Origin of the sequence: Faecalibacterium sp. 7 (genome assembly GCF_049562865.1) — a bacterium.
GTDB classification, from domain to species: Bacteria; Bacillota; Clostridia; order Oscillospirales; family Ruminococcaceae; genus Faecalibacterium; species Faecalibacterium wellingii.
The window spans coordinates 1,937,416-1,958,065 of record NZ_CP186911.1; the positions used below are offsets into that span (position 1 = coordinate 1,937,416).

The 20,650-nt window shown below is 58.7% G+C and carries 18 protein-coding genes and 3 pseudogenes; 11 read left to right on the forward strand and 10 right to left on the reverse strand.

Annotation, left to right across the window (positions count from 1 at the left end):
- Positions 1-2: 2 nt before the first annotated feature.
- Both ACKXF7_RS09715 and ACKXF7_RS09720 read right to left on the reverse strand, forming a co-directional pair.
- Positions 3-893, reverse strand: a complete 891-nt coding sequence (locus ACKXF7_RS09715) for a 4Fe-4S binding protein (RefSeq protein ID WP_005939881.1) — start codon at positions 891-893, stop codon at positions 3-5.
- Positions 886-1,029, reverse strand: coding sequence for a CD1871A family CXXC motif-containing protein (locus ACKXF7_RS09720; protein WP_337678835.1), 144 nt, complete (start codon positions 1,027-1,029; stop codon positions 886-888). The genes ACKXF7_RS09715 and ACKXF7_RS09720 overlap by 8 nt, the downstream gene beginning before the upstream one ends.
- Positions 1,030-1,180: 151 nt before the next feature.
- Between ACKXF7_RS09720 and ACKXF7_RS09725 the strand changes: the two genes are divergently transcribed.
- The 3 genes from ACKXF7_RS09725 to ACKXF7_RS09735 all read left to right on the forward strand — a co-directional run bounded on the left by ACKXF7_RS09725 (position 1,181) and on the right by ACKXF7_RS09735 (position 3,980).
- Entirely contained in the window at positions 1,181-1,858 is a 678-nt protein-coding gene (locus tag ACKXF7_RS09725; RefSeq protein WP_044953424.1) for a response regulator transcription factor, read from the forward strand.
- Positions 1,855-3,003, forward strand: coding sequence for a sensor histidine kinase (locus tag ACKXF7_RS09730; RefSeq protein ID WP_423741175.1), 1,149 nt, complete (start codon positions 1,855-1,857; stop codon positions 3,001-3,003). Before ACKXF7_RS09725 ends, ACKXF7_RS09730 begins: the two co-directional genes overlap by 4 nt.
- A 95-nt stretch (positions 3,004-3,098) precedes the next feature.
- Positions 3,099-3,980 carry an aldose 1-epimerase family protein gene (locus tag ACKXF7_RS09735; RefSeq protein WP_423741176.1) on the forward strand — a complete coding sequence of 294 codons (882 nt, stop codon included), beginning with the start codon at positions 3,099-3,101 and terminating at the stop codon, positions 3,978-3,980.
- A gap of 118 nt (positions 3,981-4,098) precedes the next feature.
- Here the strand turns inward: ACKXF7_RS09735 and proS are convergent.
- Both proS and acpP read right to left on the reverse strand, forming a co-directional pair.
- Positions 4,099-5,540: pseudogene (gene proS / locus ACKXF7_RS09740) on the reverse strand (proline--tRNA ligase).
- A 122-nt stretch (positions 5,541-5,662) separates the two neighbouring features.
- Entirely contained in the window at positions 5,663-5,899 is a 237-nt protein-coding gene (gene acpP, locus ACKXF7_RS09745; RefSeq protein WP_044953468.1) for an acyl carrier protein, read from the reverse strand.
- Positions 5,900-6,195: 296 nt separating this feature from the next.
- Between acpP and dapF the strand changes: the two genes are divergently transcribed.
- The 6 genes from dapF (at position 6,196) to ACKXF7_RS09775 (ending at position 10,557) form a co-directional block, all read left to right on the forward strand.
- The gene (gene dapF, locus ACKXF7_RS09750) at positions 6,196-7,035 is read left to right on the forward strand and encodes a diaminopimelate epimerase (RefSeq protein ID WP_423741177.1); all 840 of its coding nucleotides are present in this window, start codon (positions 6,196-6,198) and stop codon (positions 7,033-7,035) included.
- A gap of 182 nt (positions 7,036-7,217) precedes the next feature.
- Entirely contained in the window at positions 7,218-8,405 is a 1,188-nt protein-coding gene (locus ACKXF7_RS09755; RefSeq protein ID WP_249237013.1) for an LL-diaminopimelate aminotransferase, read from the forward strand.
- A gap of 83 nt (positions 8,406-8,488) precedes the next feature.
- Complete coding sequence (locus ACKXF7_RS09760) at positions 8,489-8,908, forward strand: GntR family transcriptional regulator (protein WP_423742626.1); 420 nt, start codon at positions 8,489-8,491, stop codon at positions 8,906-8,908.
- Positions 8,909-8,910: 2 nt separating this feature from the next.
- Positions 8,911-9,756, forward strand: coding sequence for an ABC transporter ATP-binding protein (locus ACKXF7_RS09765; RefSeq protein ID WP_423741178.1), 846 nt, complete (start codon positions 8,911-8,913; stop codon positions 9,754-9,756).
- Positions 9,753-10,397, forward strand: a complete 645-nt coding sequence (locus tag ACKXF7_RS09770) for an ABC-2 transporter permease (RefSeq protein ID WP_423741179.1) — start codon at positions 9,753-9,755, stop codon at positions 10,395-10,397. The genes ACKXF7_RS09765 and ACKXF7_RS09770 overlap by 4 nt, the downstream gene beginning before the upstream one ends.
- A gap of 1 nt (position 10,398) precedes the next feature.
- Entirely contained in the window at positions 10,399-10,557 is a 159-nt protein-coding gene (locus ACKXF7_RS09775; protein WP_348583156.1) for a hypothetical protein, read from the forward strand.
- A 59-nt stretch (positions 10,558-10,616) separates the two neighbouring features.
- Here the strand turns inward: ACKXF7_RS09775 and ACKXF7_RS09780 are convergent, their stop codons facing one another.
- The 6 genes and pseudogenes from ACKXF7_RS09780 to ACKXF7_RS09805 all read right to left on the reverse strand — a co-directional run bounded on the left by ACKXF7_RS09780 (position 10,617) and on the right by ACKXF7_RS09805 (position 17,661).
- On the reverse strand, positions 10,617-10,856 hold the full coding sequence (locus ACKXF7_RS09780) for a hypothetical protein (RefSeq protein WP_348583157.1): 240 nt from the start codon (positions 10,854-10,856) through the stop codon (positions 10,617-10,619).
- A gap of 19 nt (positions 10,857-10,875) precedes the next feature.
- Positions 10,876-11,352, reverse strand: a complete 477-nt coding sequence (locus ACKXF7_RS09785) for a YhcH/YjgK/YiaL family protein (RefSeq protein ID WP_015537814.1) — start codon at positions 11,350-11,352, stop codon at positions 10,876-10,878.
- Between the two features lie 310 nt (positions 11,353-11,662).
- A complete protein-coding gene (locus ACKXF7_RS09790; RefSeq protein WP_005939926.1) occupies positions 11,663-12,568 on the reverse strand; it encodes an SPFH domain-containing protein in 906 nt (301 codons plus the stop codon).
- A gap of 50 nt (positions 12,569-12,618) precedes the next feature.
- The gene (locus ACKXF7_RS09795) at positions 12,619-13,068 is read right to left on the reverse strand and encodes an NfeD family protein (protein WP_423741180.1); all 450 of its coding nucleotides are present in this window, start codon (positions 13,066-13,068) and stop codon (positions 12,619-12,621) included.
- 257 nt (positions 13,069-13,325) lie between these two features.
- A complete protein-coding gene (locus ACKXF7_RS09800) occupies positions 13,326-15,182 on the reverse strand; it encodes a glycoside hydrolase family 13 protein (protein WP_423741181.1) in 1,857 nt (618 codons plus the stop codon).
- A 75-nt stretch (positions 15,183-15,257) separates the two neighbouring features.
- Positions 15,258-17,661: pseudogene (locus ACKXF7_RS09805) on the reverse strand (glycogen/starch/alpha-glucan phosphorylase).
- Positions 17,662-18,086: 425 nt separating this feature from the next.
- On the opposite strand from ACKXF7_RS09805, the gene ACKXF7_RS09810 reads away from it, so the two are divergent.
- Together ACKXF7_RS09810 and ACKXF7_RS09815 are read left to right on the forward strand one after the other, a co-directional pair.
- Positions 18,087-18,521 (forward strand): cell division protein ZapA, encoded by a 435-nt coding sequence (locus tag ACKXF7_RS09810; protein WP_348583163.1) that lies wholly within the window; start codon positions 18,087-18,089, stop codon positions 18,519-18,521.
- Between the two features lie 27 nt (positions 18,522-18,548).
- Positions 18,549-20,625: pseudogene (locus tag ACKXF7_RS09815) on the forward strand (DUF3656 domain-containing U32 family peptidase).
- Positions 20,626-20,650 lie beyond the last annotated feature (25 nt).

Below are 20,650 nucleotides of genomic sequence, written 5' to 3' on the forward strand. Positions count from 1 at the left end.
TTTTACTCCTTTGTTGTTTCGGTATTTGATTGGTCCCCCAGCCCGAACTTGTACTGAATGGCGTCCGTGGGGCAGGCTTTCATGCACATCCCGCAGCGGATGCATTCGGCGTGGTTGGGGGTCTTGGTAATGTCTACGTCCATCTTGCAAGCCTTTGCACAGGCTCCGCAGGAGACGCATTTGTGGGTGTCTACGCGCATCTGGAACAGCGAGACCTTGTTCAGCAGCGCATAGAACGCGCCCAGCGGGCACAGCCACTTGCAGAAGGGGCGGTAGAACACCACGCTGCCCACGATGACCGCCAGCAGGATGCAGGCCTTCCATGTGAACAGCTTGCCCAGCGCAGCGCGGATGCCCGCATTGGTCAGGGAGAGGGGAATGGCACCCTCCAGCACGCCCTGCGGGCAGAGATACTTGCAGAAGAAGGGGTCGCCCATGCCCAGCTCATTGACCGCCAGCAAAGGCAGCAGCACCACCATGACCAGCAGCACCGCATACTTTAAATAGCGCAGCGGCTTCAGCTTTTTGGTGGAAAGCTTGGGGGATGGAATCTTGTGCAAAAGCTCCTGAAACCACCCGAATGGGCAGAGGAAACCGCAGATGAACCGCCCCAGCAGCACCCCAAAGAGGATGAGGATGCCGGTAATGTAGTAGGAAAAGCGGAACTTGGAAGAGCCCACCACCGCCTGGAATGCTCCCACCGGACAGGCACCGGCCGCGCCCGGGCAGGAATAGCAGTTCAGCCCCGGCACGCAGACGTATTTTCCGCCGCCCTGATACAGCGCTCCTTTTGCAAAATTGGGTAGGTGGAGATTGGTCAGCAGGGTAGCCCCGGCTTGTATAAAGCCCCGGAAGCGAGCAAGGGGAGAAAGCTTTTTCTTTTTCTTATCCAATGCCCACACACTCCATACACAGCCGGATGGCTTTTGAAAATACGGTGTCTGCCTCGCCCCGCCATAAGCCGAACAGCAGCATCAGAACCCCGGCGGCAAGCAAAAGCAGCTGCGCCTGTTTTTTTGTCATGAACATCATAGCCTCCTGTTGTTTGATGGCATCAGTATACACCATGCGGGATAAAATCTCTGCTAAGAAAATCTTAACACGAATCTTAACACCGTCTGCTATAATCTGTTATAATGAAGAAAAAACGCAATTTTTATGGGAAAGGTGGAAAACAAAGATGCGCCTTTTGGTGGTAGAGGACGAGCACTCCCTGCGGGAGGATATTGCCCGAAAGCTGCGGCTGTCCGGGTACGAGGTGGATGCCTGTGCAGACGGCGAGGCCGCGCTGGAGGCACTGGCAGCAGAGCGGTACGACCTTGTACTGCTGGACCTCAACCTGCCCAAGGTGGACGGAATGCAGGTGCTGCGCACCCTGCGCCGGCACGACCTTGAGACCTGTGTGCTGATCTTGTCGGCACGCAGTGAAATCGCAGATAAAGTGGAGGGGCTGGATGCCGGGGCGAACGATTACCTTTCCAAGCCCTTTCACCTTGCAGAGCTGGAAGCCCGGGTGCGCAGCCTGACCCGGCGCAAATTTATTCAGCAAGACGTCTGTCTGTGCTGCGGACGGCTGAGCTTCAACACCCGCAGCCGCGTTGCTGCTGTGGACGGTCAGACCCTTGCTTTGACACGGAAGGAGAGCGGCGTACTGGAATATCTGCTGCTGCATCAGGGACGCCCGGTCAGTCAGGAAGAACTCATCGAGCACGTCTGGGATGGCAGTGTGGACAGCTTCAGCAACTCCATCCGGGTGCATATCTCTGCCCTGCGCAAAAAGCTGCGGGCGGCGCTGGGCTACGACCCCATCCGCAACCGCATCGGGGAAGGCTACGAGATCGGAGGCGAGGTACAATGAAACATTTGTCCCTGCAATGGCGCATCACCCTGCTGACCGCGCTGCTCATCGCCTGCGCCTGCGTGTGCATGAACCTGCTTTTATACCACACCGGCGTTACCGGCATGGATGCCCTCAACGGCTTTATGATGCAGTACCAGCCCGGCAGTGCGGATCCGTTGACCATCGAGATCCCGCAGGAGGAAATGTCCAGTCTGCTGGCGCATTTTTCGCAGGAAGTCTACGATGCAAAGGTGGTCTTTGGCCGCAAGGGCTGGTGCATCACCGTCGTGGTCACCATCGTCAGCGCTGCCATTGCTTATTTTGTCAGCGGCAGAGCGCTGAAACCGTTACAGCAGCTTGCGCAGCAGGCGCAGCAGGTCGATCAGGACAGCATCGCCACCACCCGTCTGGACGAAAACACTGTGCAGGAATTCGGGCAGTTGAGCCGGTCGGTGAACCGGATGCTGGATGGTCTGGCGCAGTCCTTTGAGTTGCAGCGGCAGTTTGCGGGCAATGCCGCCCACGAGCTGCGCACCCCGCTGGCTATTTTGCAGACGAAGCTGGAACTGTTTGCAGAGGAGCACCCGGCCATGGACGCCGAAACTGCCGGGCTGATCCGCTCTCTGCGGGAGCAGCTGGACCGCCTGACCGCTCTTGTGCGCACTTTATTAGAGATGAGCAATCTGCAATCAGTCTCCCGCACCGACCAGATCGCCCTTGCGCCGCTGGTGGAGGAGATCCTGACCGACCTGACCCCCCTTGCCCAGAAAAACAATATCTCTTTGCAGCAGGACTGCGAGGAACTTGGCATGGTGGGCAGCGATGCGCTGATCTACCGGCTGGTGTTCAATCTGGTGGAAAACGGCATCAAGTATAACCGCCCCGGCGGTGCGGTGCGCGTCACCCTGCAACAGGAAAAGCAGACTGCTGTACTGCGCGTTGCAGATACCGGCCCGGGTATCCCCGCAGACTGCCGGGAAAGCATCTTCCAGCCCTTTTTCCGGGTGGATAAGTCCCGCAGCCGGGAGATGGGCGGCGTTGGGCTTGGCCTTGCCCTTGTGCGGGAGATCGCTGTGCTGCATGGCGGCAGTGTGACCGTGGAACGCAGCAGCGAAAACGGCACTACCTTTGCAGTCACCCTGCCGCTGGCACAGCCCTGCTGAAACTGGGCGGACTGGGACTTTATTTTTGGCACACGGGGGAGTATACTGGAAGCAGAAGACCCCGGAAAATAAGAAGGACAAAGGAGAATACAGCAATGCAGGCAACCATTCACAACGAATTTTTGACCCTCACGGTGGATACCCACGGTGCCGAAGCAGTCAGCCTGAAAAATGCAGCGGGCGAAGAAATGCTTTGGCAGGCCGACCCGGCTGTGTGGAAGCGCCACGCCCCCATTCTGTTCCCGTGGACGGGCAAGCTGCCCGGCGGTACCTTTGAGGTGGACGGCAAAACGTACAAGGGCGGTCAGCACGGCTTTGCCCGGGATATGGAGCACACCCTGCTCAAGGCCGAAGGCGATACCATCCAGTTGGAGCTGCGCTCGGATGACGCCATCAAGGCCGAGCGCTTCCCCTTTGATTTTGTGCTCACCAGCACCTTCCGGCTGGACGGGAAGACCGTGCACCACACGCTGGCCGTATCGAACCCCGGCAGCGGGGAGCTGCGGTTCGGCATCGGCTATCACCCTGCGTTCAACATTCCCTTCGACGATCAGCACACTACCACAGACTACGAGTTCCGCTTTGACCGGCCGGAGAGCCCGGTCATTCTCGACGCCAGCCCCAACGGCCTGCTGAGCGGCAGATGCTATTACCGGTGGAAGAACCAGCAGGCCATCCCGCTGACCGATGATCTGTTTGCAAACGACAGCTTCTGCATGGCAGGCCTGCGCACCGGCACCATCGGCATCTGCGAGAAAGATACCGGACGCAAGATCACCTGCAATGTGGAAGGCTACCCCTATTCGCTCATCTGGTCGGCTCCCGCAAAGCCGGTGCGGTTTGTGTGCATCGAGCCGTGGCACAGCCTGCCCGCCGCTGAGACCGACCCGCAGGCGTGGAGCCAGCGTGCAGCCGCTGCCTGCCTTGCCCCGGGTGAAAGCTGGGAGACCACCCTGAGCACCACGTTTGAACGATAAAACTCCCTCAGTCTCGTTTCGCTCGCCAGCGATGACGGAAGGAGTTCTGCAAACAAGAAAAAGCTCCCGGAACATCGAAATGCTCCGGGAGCTTTTGTGCTGTCAGTAAAAGGAAAGCTTAGTATGCCACGCCCCAGTAGACCATGGTCTTGGCGGGCTTACCGCAGCAGGGGCACACATCGCTCAGATGCTCCTGCTCAAAGGGCATGCAGCGGCTGGACAGACCGACTTCTTCCTTCATCTTCATTTCGCAGGCAAGGTCGCCGCACCACATGGTCTTGATGTAGCCGGTGTTTGCCTTGGCCAGCTCCTTCACCTCGTCCATGGTGGTGGCAGCCCAGGTGCGCTTCTCGCGGTTGGCAAGAGCACGCTCGTACAGGTCCTTGCGCAGGGCCTCCAGCTGGGCGGGGATGGCAGTTTCCAGCTCGTCCAGAGAGACAAAGACCTTTTCGCGGGTGTCGCGGCGCACCAGCACGCACTGGTTCTTTTCCAGATCCTTGGGGCCGATCTCCAGACGCAGAGGCACGCCCTTCATCTCCCACTGAGAGAACTTCCAGCCCGGGGCATTGTCGCTGTCGTCCAGCTTCACGCGGGCATACTTGCTGATCTTTTCTGCCAGCTCGGCAGCCTTCTCGCTGACGCCGGGCTTGTGGGCAGCAATGGGCACCACCACCACCTGAATGGGGGCCACTGCCGGGGGCAGGATCAGGCCGTCGTCGTCGCCGTGGGTCATGATGATGGCACCCACCAGACGGGTGGAAACACCCCAGCTGGTCTGGAACGGATGATGCAGCTGATTGTCGCGGCCGGTAAAGGTGACGTCGTAAGCCTTGCTGAACTTGTCGCCAAAGTAGTGGCTGGTGCCGCTCTGCAGGGCCTTGCCGTCCTTCATCATGGCCTCGATGGTGTAGGTGGCCTCGGCACCGGCAAACTTTTCCTTGTCGGTCTTGCGGCCCTTCACCACGGGAATGGCCAGTAATCCTGCTCGCAGACGTCTGCGTAGCAGTTCAGCTGCTGCTGGGTCTCAGCCTCCGCCTCGGCGGCAGTCTCGTGGATGGTGTGGCCTTCCTGCCACCAGAACTCGCGGCTGCGCAGGAAGGGACGGGTGGTCTTTTCCCAGCGCACCACGCTGCACCACTGGTTGTATTTCATGGGAAGCTCGCGGTAGCTGTGCAGCACGCGGGACCAGTGGTCGCAGAACATGGTCTCACTGGTGGGACGCACGGCCAGACGCTCTTCCAGCTTGTCGGAACCGCCCATCGTGACCCACGCCACCTCCGGCGCAAAGCCATTGACCAGTTCGCCTTCCTTCTGCAGCAGGCTTTCCGGGATCAGCACGGGCATTGCCACGTTCTCATGGCCGGTGGCCTTGAAGCGGGCATCCATGTCCTTCTGGATCAGCTCCCAGATGGCCTGACCATAGGGGCGCAGGATGATGAAACCCTTCACACTGGAATACTCCACCAGCTCTGCCTTGACGCAGATATCGGTGTACCACTGTGCAAAGTTTTCTTCCTGACTGGTGATCGCCTGTACGAGCTTCTTTGAATCTTTTGCCATTTGTATTTATCCTCCTAAGGCCGTGCGCCAAACGCTGTGCGTTCCGCACGAACCATAATAAAGCCCCGCCTGCAGCCGCGGCCGGGTGCCGCAGCGCGGAGAACGGGGCTTTTCGACTGAAATCAGTTCTGCGCGTGGCTGTCCACAAAGTTTACCACATCGCCCACGGTACGCAGGGACTCGATGGCGTCATCCGGCACCTCGATGCCGAACTCATCCTCCAGCGTCATCACCATGTCCACGATGTCCAGACTGTCGGCCTCAAAATCGCTCATGATGTCACTGTCCATCGTGATCTTTGCCGGATCGACATCCAGCTGCTCCGCCAGCAATGCACGGATTTTTTCAAAAGTATCCATTCCTGTGGTCTCCTTTTTGCAGTTGTTTTGCTGGTCTGTACACTGGGGCCGTGGGTGCGGCGCTGTGATGGTGCGCCTGCGGATGCTGCGCGGCTCCACCGGGCTGTACAGAACGCTCTCTTTTTTTATATCCCATGCCGTGGCTGTTGTCAAGCCCTGTTTTCGCTTTCCCGTCCGGGAACACGAAAAAAGTTCCAAAACGCATATTTTCGCTTGACAGAAGCCCCCGGGTTTCTTATCATTATAGAGAAGTAAGTTCAGGTGAACGGACTGTTCACCAATAAGGAGAATGGAACATGAAGCTTTCATTTACCAAAATGCAGGGCTGCGCCAACGACTATATTTATCTGGACTGCCGCGAAAGCGGTGTGCCGGAGAATATCGCAGCCCTTTCCGAAAAATTGTCCCGGCGGCATTTTTCCATCGGAGCCGACGGCATCATCTGCATCTGCGCTGCGCAGTCGGCGGGAGCCGACGGCATGATGCGCATCTTCAACGCCGACGGCAGCGAGGGCAGGATGTGCGGCAACGGCATCCGCTGCGTGGCCGAGTGGCTGTATACCCACGGCATCTCCAAAGAGACCCTTGCTATTGATACCCTCAGCGGTCTGAAGACCGTCACCCGAAAGGGCGCGGGCCTGTGGCAGGTGGAGATGGGGGCCTACAGTGCCATGCCTGCCGACCTGCCGGCGGTGAACATGGGAGACGGCGCACTTGTGGATAAGACCCTGACCGTGGACGGGAAAGACTGGCAGGTGACCTGCATCAGCGTAGGCAATCCTCACTGCGTGACCGTGGTAGAGAATGTAGACAGCCTGAAGCTGGAGGACATCGGCCCCGCCTTTGAGCACCACGCAAACTTCCCGGAGCGCATCAACACCGAGTTTGTGCAGGTGGTGGATGCCACCCACCTGAAGATGCGGGTGTGGGAGCGCGGCAGCGGTGAAACATGGGCCTGCGGCACCGGCACCTGTGCCACCGTGGCAGCCCTGACCGAGCTGGGCATCTGCCCGGCAGGGGAGGACATCCATGTGCAGCTGCGGGGCGGTGTGCTGACCATCCGGGTATTGCCCGGCAGACAGCTGCTGATGACCGGCGCCGCCGAGACCGTGTGCGAGGGCACGACGGAAGTGTAAGGAAAACGAGAACCCTCTCAGTCGCCTGACGGCGACAGCTCTCCCGAAGGGCGAGCTTTTCCACATCAAGAGGAAAAGTTTTTCTTCACAACAAAAAAGCTCCCCCACTCGGGGGAGCTGGCATCGAGCGGACGCGAGATGACTGAGAGGGTCATACCAAAACAGAAGCGAGGGAAAGTACTATGAAGATGAACAAACACTATAACGAGCTGAAGGCCAGCTACCTGTTCGTGGACATTGCCCACAAGGTGGCAGCCTATCAGGAAGCACACCCGGAGAAGGAAATCATCCGTCTGGGCATCGGCGATGTGACCCAGCCGCTGGCAAAGTGCGTGGTCAAGGCCATGCATGACGCTGCCGATGAAATGGGCACAAAGGAAGGCTTCCACGGTTACGGCCCGGAGCAGGGCTACCCCTTCCTGAAGCAGGCCATTCAGGGCTACTATGCAGGCCGCGGTACCCAGCTGGCAGAGGACGAGATCTTCATCTCGGACGGTGCCAAGAGTGATCTGGCCAATGTGCTGGGCCTGTTCGATGTGGACAACACCGTGCTGGTGCCGGACCCCGTTTACCCCACCTATGTGGACGATAACGTGACCGACGGCCGTAAGATCATCTACAGCCGCACCGGTCAGGAGAACGGCTTCCTGGGTATGCCGGACGAGAACGTAAAGGCGGACATCATCTATATCTGCAGCCCCAACAATCCCACCGGTGCCGCCTACACCCGCGACCAGCTGAAGGTCTGGGTGGACTATGCCCGCAAGAACAATGCCATCATCCTGTACGATGCCGCCTACGAGTGCTTCATCTCGGACGAGAACCTCGCCCGCAGCATCTTCGAGATCGAGGGGGCCCGCGAATGCGCCATTGAGATCTGCTCTTTCTCCAAGATCGCAGGCTTCACCGGCACCCGCTGCGGCTACACCGTGGTGCCCAAGGAGCTGGAGCGCGAGGGCATGAACATCAATAAGCTGTGGCTGCGCCGCCAGACCACCAAGTTCAACGGTGTGCCTTACGTGGTGCAGCGCGCCGCCGCTGCGGTGTTCACCGAGAGCGGCATGGCCGAAATCCAGCAGAATTTGGACTACTACCGCAAGAATGCCAAGGTCATCGCGGACGCTCTGGACGAGTGCGGCGTGTGGTACTGCGGCGGCAAGAACAGCCCCTACATCTGGCTGCGCTGCCCCGGTAACATGAAGAGCTGGGAGTTCTTCGACTGGCTGCTGGAAAACTGCGGCGTGGTCGGTACCCCGGGCGTGGGCTTCGGCGAGTGTGGCGAGGGCTACTTCCGCCTGACCGCTTTCGGTGACGCCGAAAAGACCAAGATGGCCGCCGAGCGCATCAAGACTGCCATCAAGGCACTGTAAAACCTAAAAAATGCACCTGCTGTCCGTTTTGGACGGCGGGTGTATTTTTTTGCGCATTCTCTTGACAAATCTGTATCTACTGTATATACTGTGCATATACAGATAAAACACAAGAGCCAAAGGAGCAGCCGATGGAACTGTTTATCAACAACAAAAGCGGCGCGCCCATCTATGACCAGATCTACAACCAGATCAAGCAGCAGATCATCAGCGGGGCTTTGCAGCCGGACGAGGCCATGCCCTCCATCCGGGGGCTGGCACGGAATCTGCGCATCAGCGTCATTACCACCAAGCGCGCCTACGATGAACTGGAAAAAGAGGGCTTCCTTTACGCAGTACCGGCAAAGGGCTTTTTTGTAGCCCCTAAAAACACCGAGTTGCTGCGGGAAGAGAACCTGAAAAAAATTGAAGCGCACCTTACCGAAGCCGTCCGCCTGTCCGTATCCTGCGGGCTGAGCAGGGAAGAGCTGCGGGAGATGCTGGAACTGCTGTGGGAGGGCTGAACATGAACGCACTGGAACTGCGGGGACTTACAAAGCACTATAAGGACTTTACCCTCGGACCGCTGGATCTGACCCTGCCCGGCGGCACCATCTGCGGACTGATCGGTGAAAACGGAGCGGGCAAAAGCACCACTATCCGGTTAATCTTAGATATGGTGCAGCGGGACGGCGGTACCGTGACCATCCTTGGCAGGGACAGCCGCACCGCTTCCGTCCGCACCAGAGAGGAGATCGGTGTGGTGCTGGGCAGCGAGGGCATCCCCCTGTGCCTGAACGCAGTGCAGGCAGGCAAGGTGATGGCGGGCATCTACCGCAACTGGGATGCTGCTGCCTATGCGGAGCTGTGCCGGAAGTTCGGCCTGCCGGACAAAAAGCAATACAAGGACTACTCTACCGGCATGAAGATGAAGCTGTGCATTGCCGTGGCGCTGGCGCACCACCCGAAGCTGCTGCTATTGGACGAAGCCACCAACGGGCTGGATCCGGTGGTGCGGGACGAGGTGACCGACCTGCTGCTGGACTTTACCCGGGACGAAAACCACTCTATCCTCGTCTCCTCCCACATCGTCAGCGATTTGGAAAAGCTGTGCGATACCATCGCCTTCCTGCACAAGGGCAGGCTGCTGCTCTGTGAGGAAAAGGACGCTTTGCGGGAGGAATACGCCCTGTGGCACGGTACGGCGGCGCAGCTGGCGGCACTGGATACGCGGGTGTACGGCAAGCGGGTCACTCCCTACGGGATAGAGGCGCTTGTGCGCCGGGATGCAATGCCCGCCGGGGCAGAACTTGACCCGGTAAGCATTGAGGAACTGTTTGTGCTGATGGTGAAAGGGGAGAATGTACAATGAAAGGTCTGATATTAAAGGATGCATATCAGGCATGGTATTACGCAAAAATGGTCGTTGTGGCAGCTGTAGTCATGATGGGTGTGGGCGTGATCTCGATGATGAACGGGGCCAATTTCTTCATTGTCTATGCGGGCTTTTTGCTGGGTATGATGCCCATGACACTGCTGGCATACGACCAGACCAGCAAATTCAACGAATACAGTGCCGCGCTTCCGGCCACAAAAGAGCAGCTGGTAGGGTGTAAATACATCGTTGGTCTGTGCGGGCTGGTGCTGGCAGAGGCTTTTGCTGCCGCGGCGCTTGGCGTGGCACAGCTGCACTGGGTAGCCGTGGATAGCGCGCTCGTGATCTCTACGCTGGTGCAGGTGGGCATGACCACCCTGCTCAGCAGCACCATCCTGCTGCCGCTGAGCTACCGCTTCGGCTACGAAAAGGCAAAGGTCGGGTTCTATTTTATAGTTGGTGCACTCTCGGCCCTGATGGGCTTTTCCGTGGCCGCAAACGAGGACGGTCTTGTGAGAAACCTTCTTCCGCAGAGCATCTCGTCGCTGGGGCTGCTGGGTATTGCGGCGGTGGTGCTGACGCTGTATGCTCTCTCATGGCGGCTATCCGTTGCATGGTACGGAAAGGCAGAGCAGTAAAATGAAGAAAAGTCAAATCGCGGGTATCCTGTTCGGTGTTGCTATGGGCGTTTTGTTCAGCGTGACGCTGGGAACGGTCGGTTTTGTGCTGGGTGCCAGCTTTGTCAGTCTGGGTATGGTAATGTTCAAAGGGCTGGATGACCCACAGGATAAAAAGTAAGGTGTAAAAAGTGCGACGCCCCTGCAGGAAATGCTTTTTCTGCAGGGGCGTCGCTGTATTTATTTCTCGGACTCTTCGGCGGGTTTCTGTGCGGCTTCCAGCTCGTCCACCCGCTTTTGCAGGGCGGTGATCTTGTCGTCCATTTTCAGGAACGTCCAAATCAAAACCGCAAGCACTACCGCAGGCGGAACCACCATCCACAGGGACTGCTGACACCAGAGCAGCAGCGAATAGCCGCCGAACACGGTAAAGAGGAACACGGCGAACAGGCTTGCAGCCAGTACAGCAAAAAATCCCATGCAGAAAGTCTCCTTTCGGTTATTCCTCCGTCTCTTCCTCGTCCGGATCCAGCTCGATGCTGAACACGGCTTTCTTCAGTTTACCGCAGCCCTGCGCCTTCAGACCGGATTTATAGGGTTCTCCGGCCAGATACAGGGCGAACCGCCCCTCGCACAGCATTCCGGCAATGCTGGTACCGGCGGTGCCCACGGTGGTGTCGGCGGCTTCATCGGTGGGCTTGGTGGGGGTCAGCTCTGCAAGGCTCACCTCAAACAGCTCGCTGCCGTCCAGATCGGTCTCCAGCGTGATGTGGTTGTCGTGGCGCTGGAACAGAGCCTTGTCGGAGGTCTGGGGCGTGACGGTGCTCACGGTGACCACGGCCTTGTCTCCATCGATGCGGGTGCGCCCGGCGGGCAGGGTGGTGATATCCCGGGCCATGATGTACTCAATGACGGTGTCCAGATTGTCGCTGACGCCCAGATAGTTGGGCAGGTTGTTCAGGGTATCGTAGATCATGGAAAAGTCCTCCAGCTGTATCGTTTTGGTTATCTGTATGGTATCACAGGCAGGGCACAGATGCAATACGAACGATTTGAATGTGCTCCGCTTTGCTCTGCACAGATTCAGCGGAAATGAATTTTTAATTTTGAAATACCCTTTTTTTCACAAAGAAGGGCTGAAACCAGAAAATGCATGTTTCCATTCCGGCCTTTCCAGTGAAAATGCACCTCCGGGCAGACCGCAGTCTGCCCGGAGGTGCTCTACTTAAAAGTAATTTCCGCTGAAAACAGCCAGAGCGAAGCGGAGGCGATTCAAAACAAAAAGCTCACTCTGCGTCCTTGGGGTCGGTCATCAGTTCCTTGATGCTGGGCACAACGCCGCCCAGATTCTGCAATTCCGAGGGAATGATGATCTTGGTTGCCTTGCCGTTGGCGACCTTGGCCAGAGCTTCCAGACTGCGGATGGCCAGAACCTTATCGCTGGGCATGGCCTCGTTCAGCAGGCGGATGGCGTCGGCGTTGGCCTTCTGCACGGCCAGAATGGCCTGTGCTTCGCCCTCGGCTTCCAGAATGCGCTGCTGCTTCACCGCGTCTGCACGCAGGATGGCGGCTTCCTTTTCGCCCTCGGCGGCAGTAATGGCGGCCTGCTTTTCACCGTCGGCCTTCAGGATCACGGCGCGCTTCTCGCGCTCAGCCTTCATCTGCTTCTCCATGGCTTCCTGAATTTCACGCGGCGGGATGATGTTCTTCACCTCCACGCGGTTCACCTTGATGCCCCACTTGTCGGTGGCTTCGTCCAGGATGGCAGTGATCTTGCCGTTGATGACGTCACGGCTGGTCAGGGTGTGGTCCAGCTCCATTTCGCCGATAATGTTGCGCAGGGTGGTGGCAGACAGACTCTCGATGGCGGCGATGGGCTGGTTGACGCCGTAGGTGTAGAGCTTGGCGTCCATTACCTGAAAGAACACCACGGTATCGATCTGCATGGTAACGTTATCGCGGGTGATGACCGGCTGAGGGGGAAAGTCTGCCACCTGCTCTTTCAGGCTTACCTTTTTGGCGATGCGCTCGATGAAGGGGATCTTGATGTGCAGGCCTGCCGACCATGTGTCGGAGTAGCTGCCCAGCCGCTCAACGACATACACCTTGGACTGGGGCACGATGACGATGTTGGTGATGATCACCAGCAGGACGACAAAGACCAGCGCGAGGATCAGAAAAAACATGACCATAGTGGTTCTCCTTTTTCAGATGGGTGCAACGTTTCAGCGCAGAACGCAAATCACGCTCTGCGGCTTTCGGTCAATACGGGCTCCACGATGAGCAGGGTGCTGTGCAGTTCGGTCACACGGCAGCGCTGCCCGGGGGTGAGGATGTCGCCGGGAGTGGCGCAGCGGGCATTCCAGTCCACGCCGTCCAGCCGCACACGGCCCGGCAGGTCGGCGGTGACGGTGGTCAGCACGGTGGCCTCCCGGCCAAGGTTGCGGTCGCCATTGGTGGGAACGTTTTTCTGGCGCAGCTTTGCGGCCAGCGGGCGGAACATCAGCAGGCACAGGGCGCTTACCACAACGAACACCAGTGCCTGAACGCGGAAGGAACCGGTGAACAGGCAGGTGAGCAGAGCGGCAGCTGCGCCGACGGCGAACCAGACGGAGGTCATGCTGAAGGTGGAAGCCTCTAACAGCAAAAAGCCCACCACGGCAGCCAGCCAGAGAAATGGAACAGGATTCATGGTTCTCCCTCCTTATGCCCCTATTATAGAGTATCCCCCGGGTGGAAGGTCAAGCGTTTTTTGCTGGAACGTTGCGCAGAAAACGAAATAAAGAACAAAATAAATGAAAAGCAGTGCAAGATGTAGTTTGCGGATACGGCCCTTTGCGTGAAAATGCAACAACGGGCGGCCCGCAGGCTGCCCGTTGTTGCGAAAATAAAAGATAAAAGTTCCTCTGAATATGCCCAGAGCGAACGCGGCGGGCATTCAAATCGGTTTTACTTGATATCGTAATAGCTGTGGTTCGGGTTGTGACCGTTCTCCTCCACCACGATGGTAAAGCCCATAGGGTTCACCTCCGTGTGCTTTCCGGAAGCCAGCGGCTCCACGATGATGTGCTCCGAGCGGTTCACGATGATCTCGGCTGTTTCCGCTTCGCCTACGCGCTGGTAGTGCAGGATGCCGTCCTGCGCCCGCAGCACCCGCAGCTCACCGGTGCGGAAGGCCTCGCAGCTGTGGCGCAGCTGCGCCAGCTGTGCCAGCACCGGCTTCAGGCGCTTTTCGTGGCTGTCCCAGCAGAAGAAGGCACGGTTGAAGGGGTCGCGGTAGCCCTGCATCCCGATCTCGTCGCCGTAATACAGGCAGGGCACGCCGGGCAGCGTGTAGATGATGGCATAGGCCATGCGCAGGCGCAGCATCCCTTCCTCGTAGGCCTCGCCGGTCACACAGCGGCCGCTCTGCCACTCGCGGCCCCGGCCGTTGGCGGGCTCGTCCGCAATGACGGTGAGAGCGCGTTCGGTGTCGTGGGTGGAGAGAAAGTTCAGCGCAGTGTCCATGGCAGGGGCGGGGTAGTGCTCGCAGATGGACAGGATCTCCCCCATGGCCTGCTGGGCGGGCTTGCCCTTTACAAAATCCAGCACAGCATTCTTGAAGGGGTAGTTCATCACGCTGTCCAGCCCTTTGCCCAGCAGGTAGGTGCGGCGCTGGCCAAAGCCGTATTTGGTGGTGGCATCCTCCCACACCTCGCCCAGCAGGAATTTCTCCGGGCTGACCCGCTTGACAGCGGCGCGGATCTTTTCAATAAAGTCGTCCGGCAGCTCGTCGGCCACATCCAGCCGGAAGCCTGCGGCACCGCGCCGCAGCCATGTGTCGATGACGCCGCCCTCGCCGGTGATGAACTCCACAAACGAGGGGGTCTCTTCGTTCACTTCGGGCAGAGTCTCGAAACCCCACCAGCTGCGGTAGCCGCCCTTGTACTTGGGGTCGAAATCGTACCAGCTGCGGTAGGGAGAGCTGGGGTCGCGGTAAGCGCCGCCGTCCCCATAGCGGCCTTCGCGGTTGAAGTAGCGGCTGTCGGAGCCGGTATGGCTGAACACGCCGTCCAGCACGATGCCAATGCCGTACTTGGCGGCCTCGCGGCAGAGCACCTCGAACTCCTCGTTGGTGCCCAGCAGCGGGTCTACGTTGAGATAGTCAGCAGTGTTGTAGCGGTGGTTGGAGTGGGCCTCAAAGATGGGGTTGAGATAAAGGTAGTCCACCCCCATCTCCCGCAGGTAGGGCAGCTTGATGCGGATGCCTTCCAAGTCGCCGCCGAAATAGTCCTCGTTCAGGTGGCCGCCGGTCTCATTGGGCTGCCAGAAGGGTTCGGCGTGTTTGTCGGCCTGATACAGCCGGTCCGGGAAAGGCATGGGCTTGTTCTCAATGCCCTCGCAGAACCGGTCCGGGAAGATCTGATAGAACACCTTGCCCTTGATGCACTCCGGGGTCTGGAAACCGGCATCGTAGACGGTGATCTGCCACTTTTCGCCTTCCTGCCAGCTGACAACGCCGCAGTTGTCCGGCCCACGGTAGATGCGGCGGAAGTCGGTGTAGAGGTCGAAGTAGTAGAAGTACAGGCCTGGGTCATTCAGCGGCAGCTCCACGGAAAAGTGGTTCTGCTGGGGGGTCTGGCCGTCGAACTTCATGCGGTAGTGCACCGGCACGTCATATTTTCCCTCTTTCTGGAGCACCAGGTGAGGATCGACATAGCCCAGCTCTTCCGGGATGCAAAGGGTCAGGCGCATGGTCTGACCGGCCCGCAGCGCACCAAATGGCTGCTTGAAATAGGGGTCGTAGCTATTGAACAGACAAGACAAAGCAGGGTCGTCCTTTCTCAAAAAAGCCCCGGCGGGCCAAACGCCGCCGGGGCAGATGGATTTTTTAAGGGAAAATTACTTGCCCATGGGCACCGGGGAAGCGTACCAGATGTCGTGTGCGTAATCCAGCACAGAGCGGTCGGCGCTGAAGATGCCGCTGTTGGCAATGTTCTTCAGGCTCATGTGTGCCCACTTCTCGCGGTCGGCATACAGCTTCTGCAGGTCGGCCTGTGCGCGGCGGTAATCCTTGAAGTCGGCCATGACCATATACGGGTCGCTGCTGCGCAGGTTCTCGGTCACTTCGTGGAAGTTCTCGCCATTCCAGCCGCGCTCCAGGAAGTTCAGAGCGTTGTTGGCAACATCGTCGCCCATGATGAAGGCGTTGGGATGGTAGCCCACCTGCTTGAGGTTGTTCACCTCGGGGGTCAGCATACCGAAGATCAGCTCGTTCTCCTTGCCGGCAGCATCTGCGATCTCCACGTTTGCGCCGTCCAGAGTACCCAGAGTGATAGCGCCGTTCAGCATGAACTTCATGTTGCCGGTACCGGAAGCCTCGGTGCCTGCCAGAGATCTGCTCAGAGACCTCGGCGGCGGGCATCAGGTGCTCGCTCAGAGAGACGCAGTACTCTTCCAGATAGACCACGCGCAGCTTGTCGCGCACAGCGGGGTCGTTGTTGATGAGGTCGCCCAGCTTGCAGATCATGCGGATCATCTGCTTTGCCATGTAGTAGCCGGGAGCAGCCTTTGCACCGAAGATATAGGTCTTGGGGATGAAGTCGGCGTTGGGGTTCTCCTTCAGGTACAGGTACTGGGCAGCGATGTTCAGCGCGTTCAGGTGCTGGCGCTTGTACTCGTGCATACGCTTGACCTGGCAGTCAAAAATGGAGTTCGGGTCGATGATCTGACCGGTGCTCTTTGCCAGATAGTTGGCAAAGCTGGTCTTGTTCTCCAGCTTGATCTCGTTCAGGCGCTTGAGAATGGTCTTGTCGTTCTCGAACTTGTTCAGCTTGGACAGATTGGAAGCATCGTGCTTGTAGCCGTCGCCGATGGTCTCATCCAGCAGCTTGCACAGGCCGGGGTTAGAGGCCAGCAGCCAGCGGCGGTAAGCGATGCCGTTGGTGACGTTCTTGAAGGCCTGCGGCTTGAACAGGTAGTAATCGTGGAAGACGCTGTCCTTGATGATCTCGCTGTGCAGCTTGGACACGCCATTGATGCTGTTGGCGGTGTAGGCGCAGATGTTTGCCATGCGCACCTGATTGTCGCCGATCAGTGCCATATAGTCGATCTTGCCCTTGTCGCCGGGGAATACCTTCTCCAGCTCAGCACGGGCACGGCGATCCATCTCCACCACGATCTGGTAGATACGGGGCAGGGTCATCTTGAAGATGTCCACGTTCCACTTTTCCAGAGCCTCAGCCATGACGGTGTGGTTGGTGTAAGAGAAGACCTTCTGGCAGATGTTGAATGCCTTGTCCCAGTCAAAGCCGCACTCGTCCAGCAGAATGCGCATCATCTCGGGGATGGCGAGGGTGGGGTGGGTGTCGTTCAGCTGGATGGCGACCTTGTCGGGCAGGTTCTCGAGGGTCGCATAGCTGGACAGGTGGTTCTGCACGATATCGCCGATGGAAGCGGCAGACAGGAAGTACTGCTGGCGCAGGCGCAGGATCTTGCCCTCCACGTGGTTGTCGTTGGGGTACAGCACCTTGGAGATCAGCTCTGCATTGGCGTTCTTGCTCATTGCAGTGTTGTAGTTGCCCAGAGAGAAGCTGGACATATCAAAATCCGGTGCCTTTGCCTGCCACAGACGCAGCTTAGCAACGCCCTTGCCGTCGTAGCCCTGCACATACATATCAGAGGGAACAGCCATGACGCTGTTGTAGTTGGTGTGCTGGATATAGTGGAAGCCGTTGTCCCAGTTCTCGTGGATCTCGCCGTCAAAGCGCACTTCCACTGCCTGATCCGGGTGGCTCTTCAGCCAGACCTGACCGCCGGGCAGCCAGTTGTCAGCACGCTCCTGCTGCCAGCCGTCCACGATCTTCTGCTTGAAGATGCCGTACTCGTACAGGATGGAGTAGCCGGTGCCGCAGATGCCGGTGGTGGCCATGCCGTCCAGGTAGCAGGCAGCCAGACGGCCCAGACCGCCGTTGCCCAGACCTGCATCCGGCTCTTCCTCAAAGATGCCGTCAATGCTGATGTCGGCATCAGACAGGGCCTTCTTTGCCACCTCGTCCAGACCCAGATTCAGCAGGCTGGTCTTCAGGCTGCGGCCCATCAGGAACTCCATGCACAGGTAGTACACCTGCTTGGTGCCGGTGCCAATGGCCTTGGACTGAAACTTCTTGTGGTTCTCGCTCATCATCTGGCGGCAGATCAGTGCCAGAGAGCGGTAGATCTGCTGGTTGGAAGCAACACTCAGCTCCACGCCGTACTCGCTGGTGAGCTTGTCCTGAAGAAGTTTACCGAATTCTTTCGATGTCATAAAGGTACTCCTATCCGCATAAGTTTTCAGCTTTGCTAAAATAATTGAAATAATTGGCGCCTGCAGGCACTTTCCCTCACTTGCTCTGCCGCCAACATAACAAGGATATTATAATATGGCAGAATGACAAATGCAAGGAATCAGGGGATTTTTTCCGTAACTGACATTTTTTTATTGAACTTTCTGATAAATATGCCAAAATTTCAAAAAATACACTTTTTCTTGATGCTTATTTATATTATAATAGGGAGAGAAAACTGCTTTCCGAAACATTTTCGGGCACAAATTCCGGGGGAAATGTGCCGGGTAACTCTCCCGGAGGAGAACAAAACGCCGAAACGGTACCGGAAACGGTGCCGTTTTCCGGAAATTACCAAGAACAGAACCGCCTGTGCAAGGGCGGAAAAGGATAAAGGGGAATAGATATGGTCAACAAGGTACGGGTGAACATTGCGGGTACGCCGTATGCCATCGCTACGACGGACCCGGAAAAATATATCCAGTCGCTGGCAAAAAAGCTGGACGAGGATATCACAAAGCTGCTGGATGCAAACGAAAACCTTTCGGTGACGAAGGCGGCGGTGTTCTGCGCCATGGATTATCTGGATGAGTACCGCAAGAGCACCGGCAGCGCGGAGAATATGCGCAGCCAGATCCAGGACTACATTGCGGACGCCGCCCGCGCAAAGCTGGCAGAAGACAAGGCAAAGGCGGAAAACGAGGTGCTGCGCCGGGAGGCTGCCGCTCTGCGGGAACAGCTGGAAAAGATGCGCAGCAAGGAAGCCCGGCGCGAAGAGCGCGCCCAGCAGGCCGCGCAGCAGACGGCGGGCAGAAGCGAAGACGCGGAACAGAAGGGCTGAGCGCCTTTTACAGGATAAAGGAGAAATATGTCAAAGATCGAGATCCTTGCCCCGGTGGGCAATGAAGAAATGCTGCGTGCCGCCGTGTTCAGCGGGGCCGATGCAGTGTATCTGGGATTTTCGGGCTTCAACGCCCGCACCAGTGCCAACAATTTTGACGCAGACACGCTGAAAGATGCGGTGCGCTTCTGCCATGCCCGGGGCGTGGCCGTGCATGTGGCACTGAACACTACCGTCTACGGCGGGGAACTGCCCGCGCTGGAAGCAGCCATTCGTGCCGTTGCCGCCAGCGGGGCAGATGCGGTCATCTGTCAGGACCTGGCGGTGGCAACCCTGATCGGCAGGATCGCTCCGCAGCTGCCCCGCCACGGCTCCACACAGATGAGCGTGCACAGCCTGCAGGGTGCACTGGAGCTCAAGGAGCTGGGCTTCACCCGGGTGGTGCTGGCCCGGGAGCTGAGCCTGCCTGAGGTGGAGCACATCACGAAGCACTGCGGCATCGAGACCGAGTGCTTTGTGCATGGCGCGCTGTGCATGTGCGTCAGCGGCCAGTGCTATATGTCGGCTTTTCTGGGCGGGCGCAGCGGCAACCGCGGCTCCTGTGCAGGCCCCTGCCGACTGCCCTTTGAGGCAAACGCTCTGCCGGAGGGTAAGCCGGGCCGTCTGCACCACCTGTCCCTGAAGGACAACTCGGTCATCGATAAGCTGGACCAGCTGCAGGCGCTTGGCGTGGCATCGGCAAAAATTGAGGGCCGTCTGCGCACGCCGGAGTACGTGGCGGCGGCGGTCAGCGCCTGTCTGGCAGGCCGGGAGGGCCGCGCCTACGACCGTGACCTTTTGAAAAATGCCTTCAGTCGTTCGGGCTTCACCTCCGGCTATCTGGATGGGAAAATTGACGGTACCATGTTTGGTGTGCGCAGCGAAGCGGACGCCGAGCAGACCAAAAAGACCCTGCCCATGCTGCGGGAGCTTTACCGCCGTGAGCGCAGCCGTGTGCCGGTGAAGATGAAGCTGGAGAATCGAAGAGGGCGGCGAGAAGCTCACCGTCATGGACGCCGACGGCAATAAGGCCTTCGCCTATGGCGACGCTGAGCCGCAGCCCGCCCGCACCGACCCCACCGAGAGCCTGCACCGCAGCCTTGCCAAGACCGGCGGTACGCCCTTTGCGGCATCGGCAGAGGATATCACGGTGGAAATGGACGGTGGGCCGTGGTTCGTGCCCGGCAGCGCCGTCAACGAGCTGCGCCGGGAAGCGCTGGATGCCCTGCTGAAAAAGCGGGAAGTGCTGCGCCCGTGGCCCACCACGGACGAGCATGTGCCCGCTCTGCCGCTGCGCACCCTGCCGTCCCGCCGCACCCTGCGTGCCCGGTTTGAGAACTGGGAGCAGGTGCCGGAGCGGGCGCTTGACGGCATCGAGTATCTCATTCTGCCCATTGCACAGGCTGACCGCGTGCCCCGGGAATGGCGGGCAAAGACCCTTTTGGAGCTGCCCCGGGTCATGTTCGGCCGTCTGGAAGAGGACACTGCCCGCCGCATCGCGGCCACGCAGGATGCCGGTTTTGCGGGCTATGAGGTGAGCAATATCGCCCACCTGCGCCTGTGCCGGGGCCTGCCCATGAGCGGCAGCTTTGGCCTGAACATCACCAATCAGCTGGCCGCACAGTTCTATGCAGACAACGGCCTTGGCTCCGTGCTCATCCTGCCCGAGGTGAAGGACAGCGACATCAGCACCATTGCCCCCACCCATGACGGCAGGCCGGTGCCTACCGGTGTGCTGGTGTACGGTCACATGCCGCTGATGGTCACCCGCGCCTGCCCGCTGCAGAACATCCACGACTGCGTCCACTGCGATAAGACCGGTGTGCTGACCGACCGCAAGGCAAAGAAATTCCCGGTGCGGTGTGGCCTTGGTGTGCGCACCATCTACAATCCCGTACCTATTTATATGGGAGATAAGCCGGGCGCACTGACGGTGGACTACGGTGTGGCCTACTTCACGCTGGAAAGCCGGGAGGAAGCAGCGCAGATCCTTGACATGATCCGCACCCACGCACCCTTTGAGGGTGATTTTACCCGCGGACTGTATTTTAAAGGTACGAACTGACCCTCTCATCGGCATCGTCCGCCTG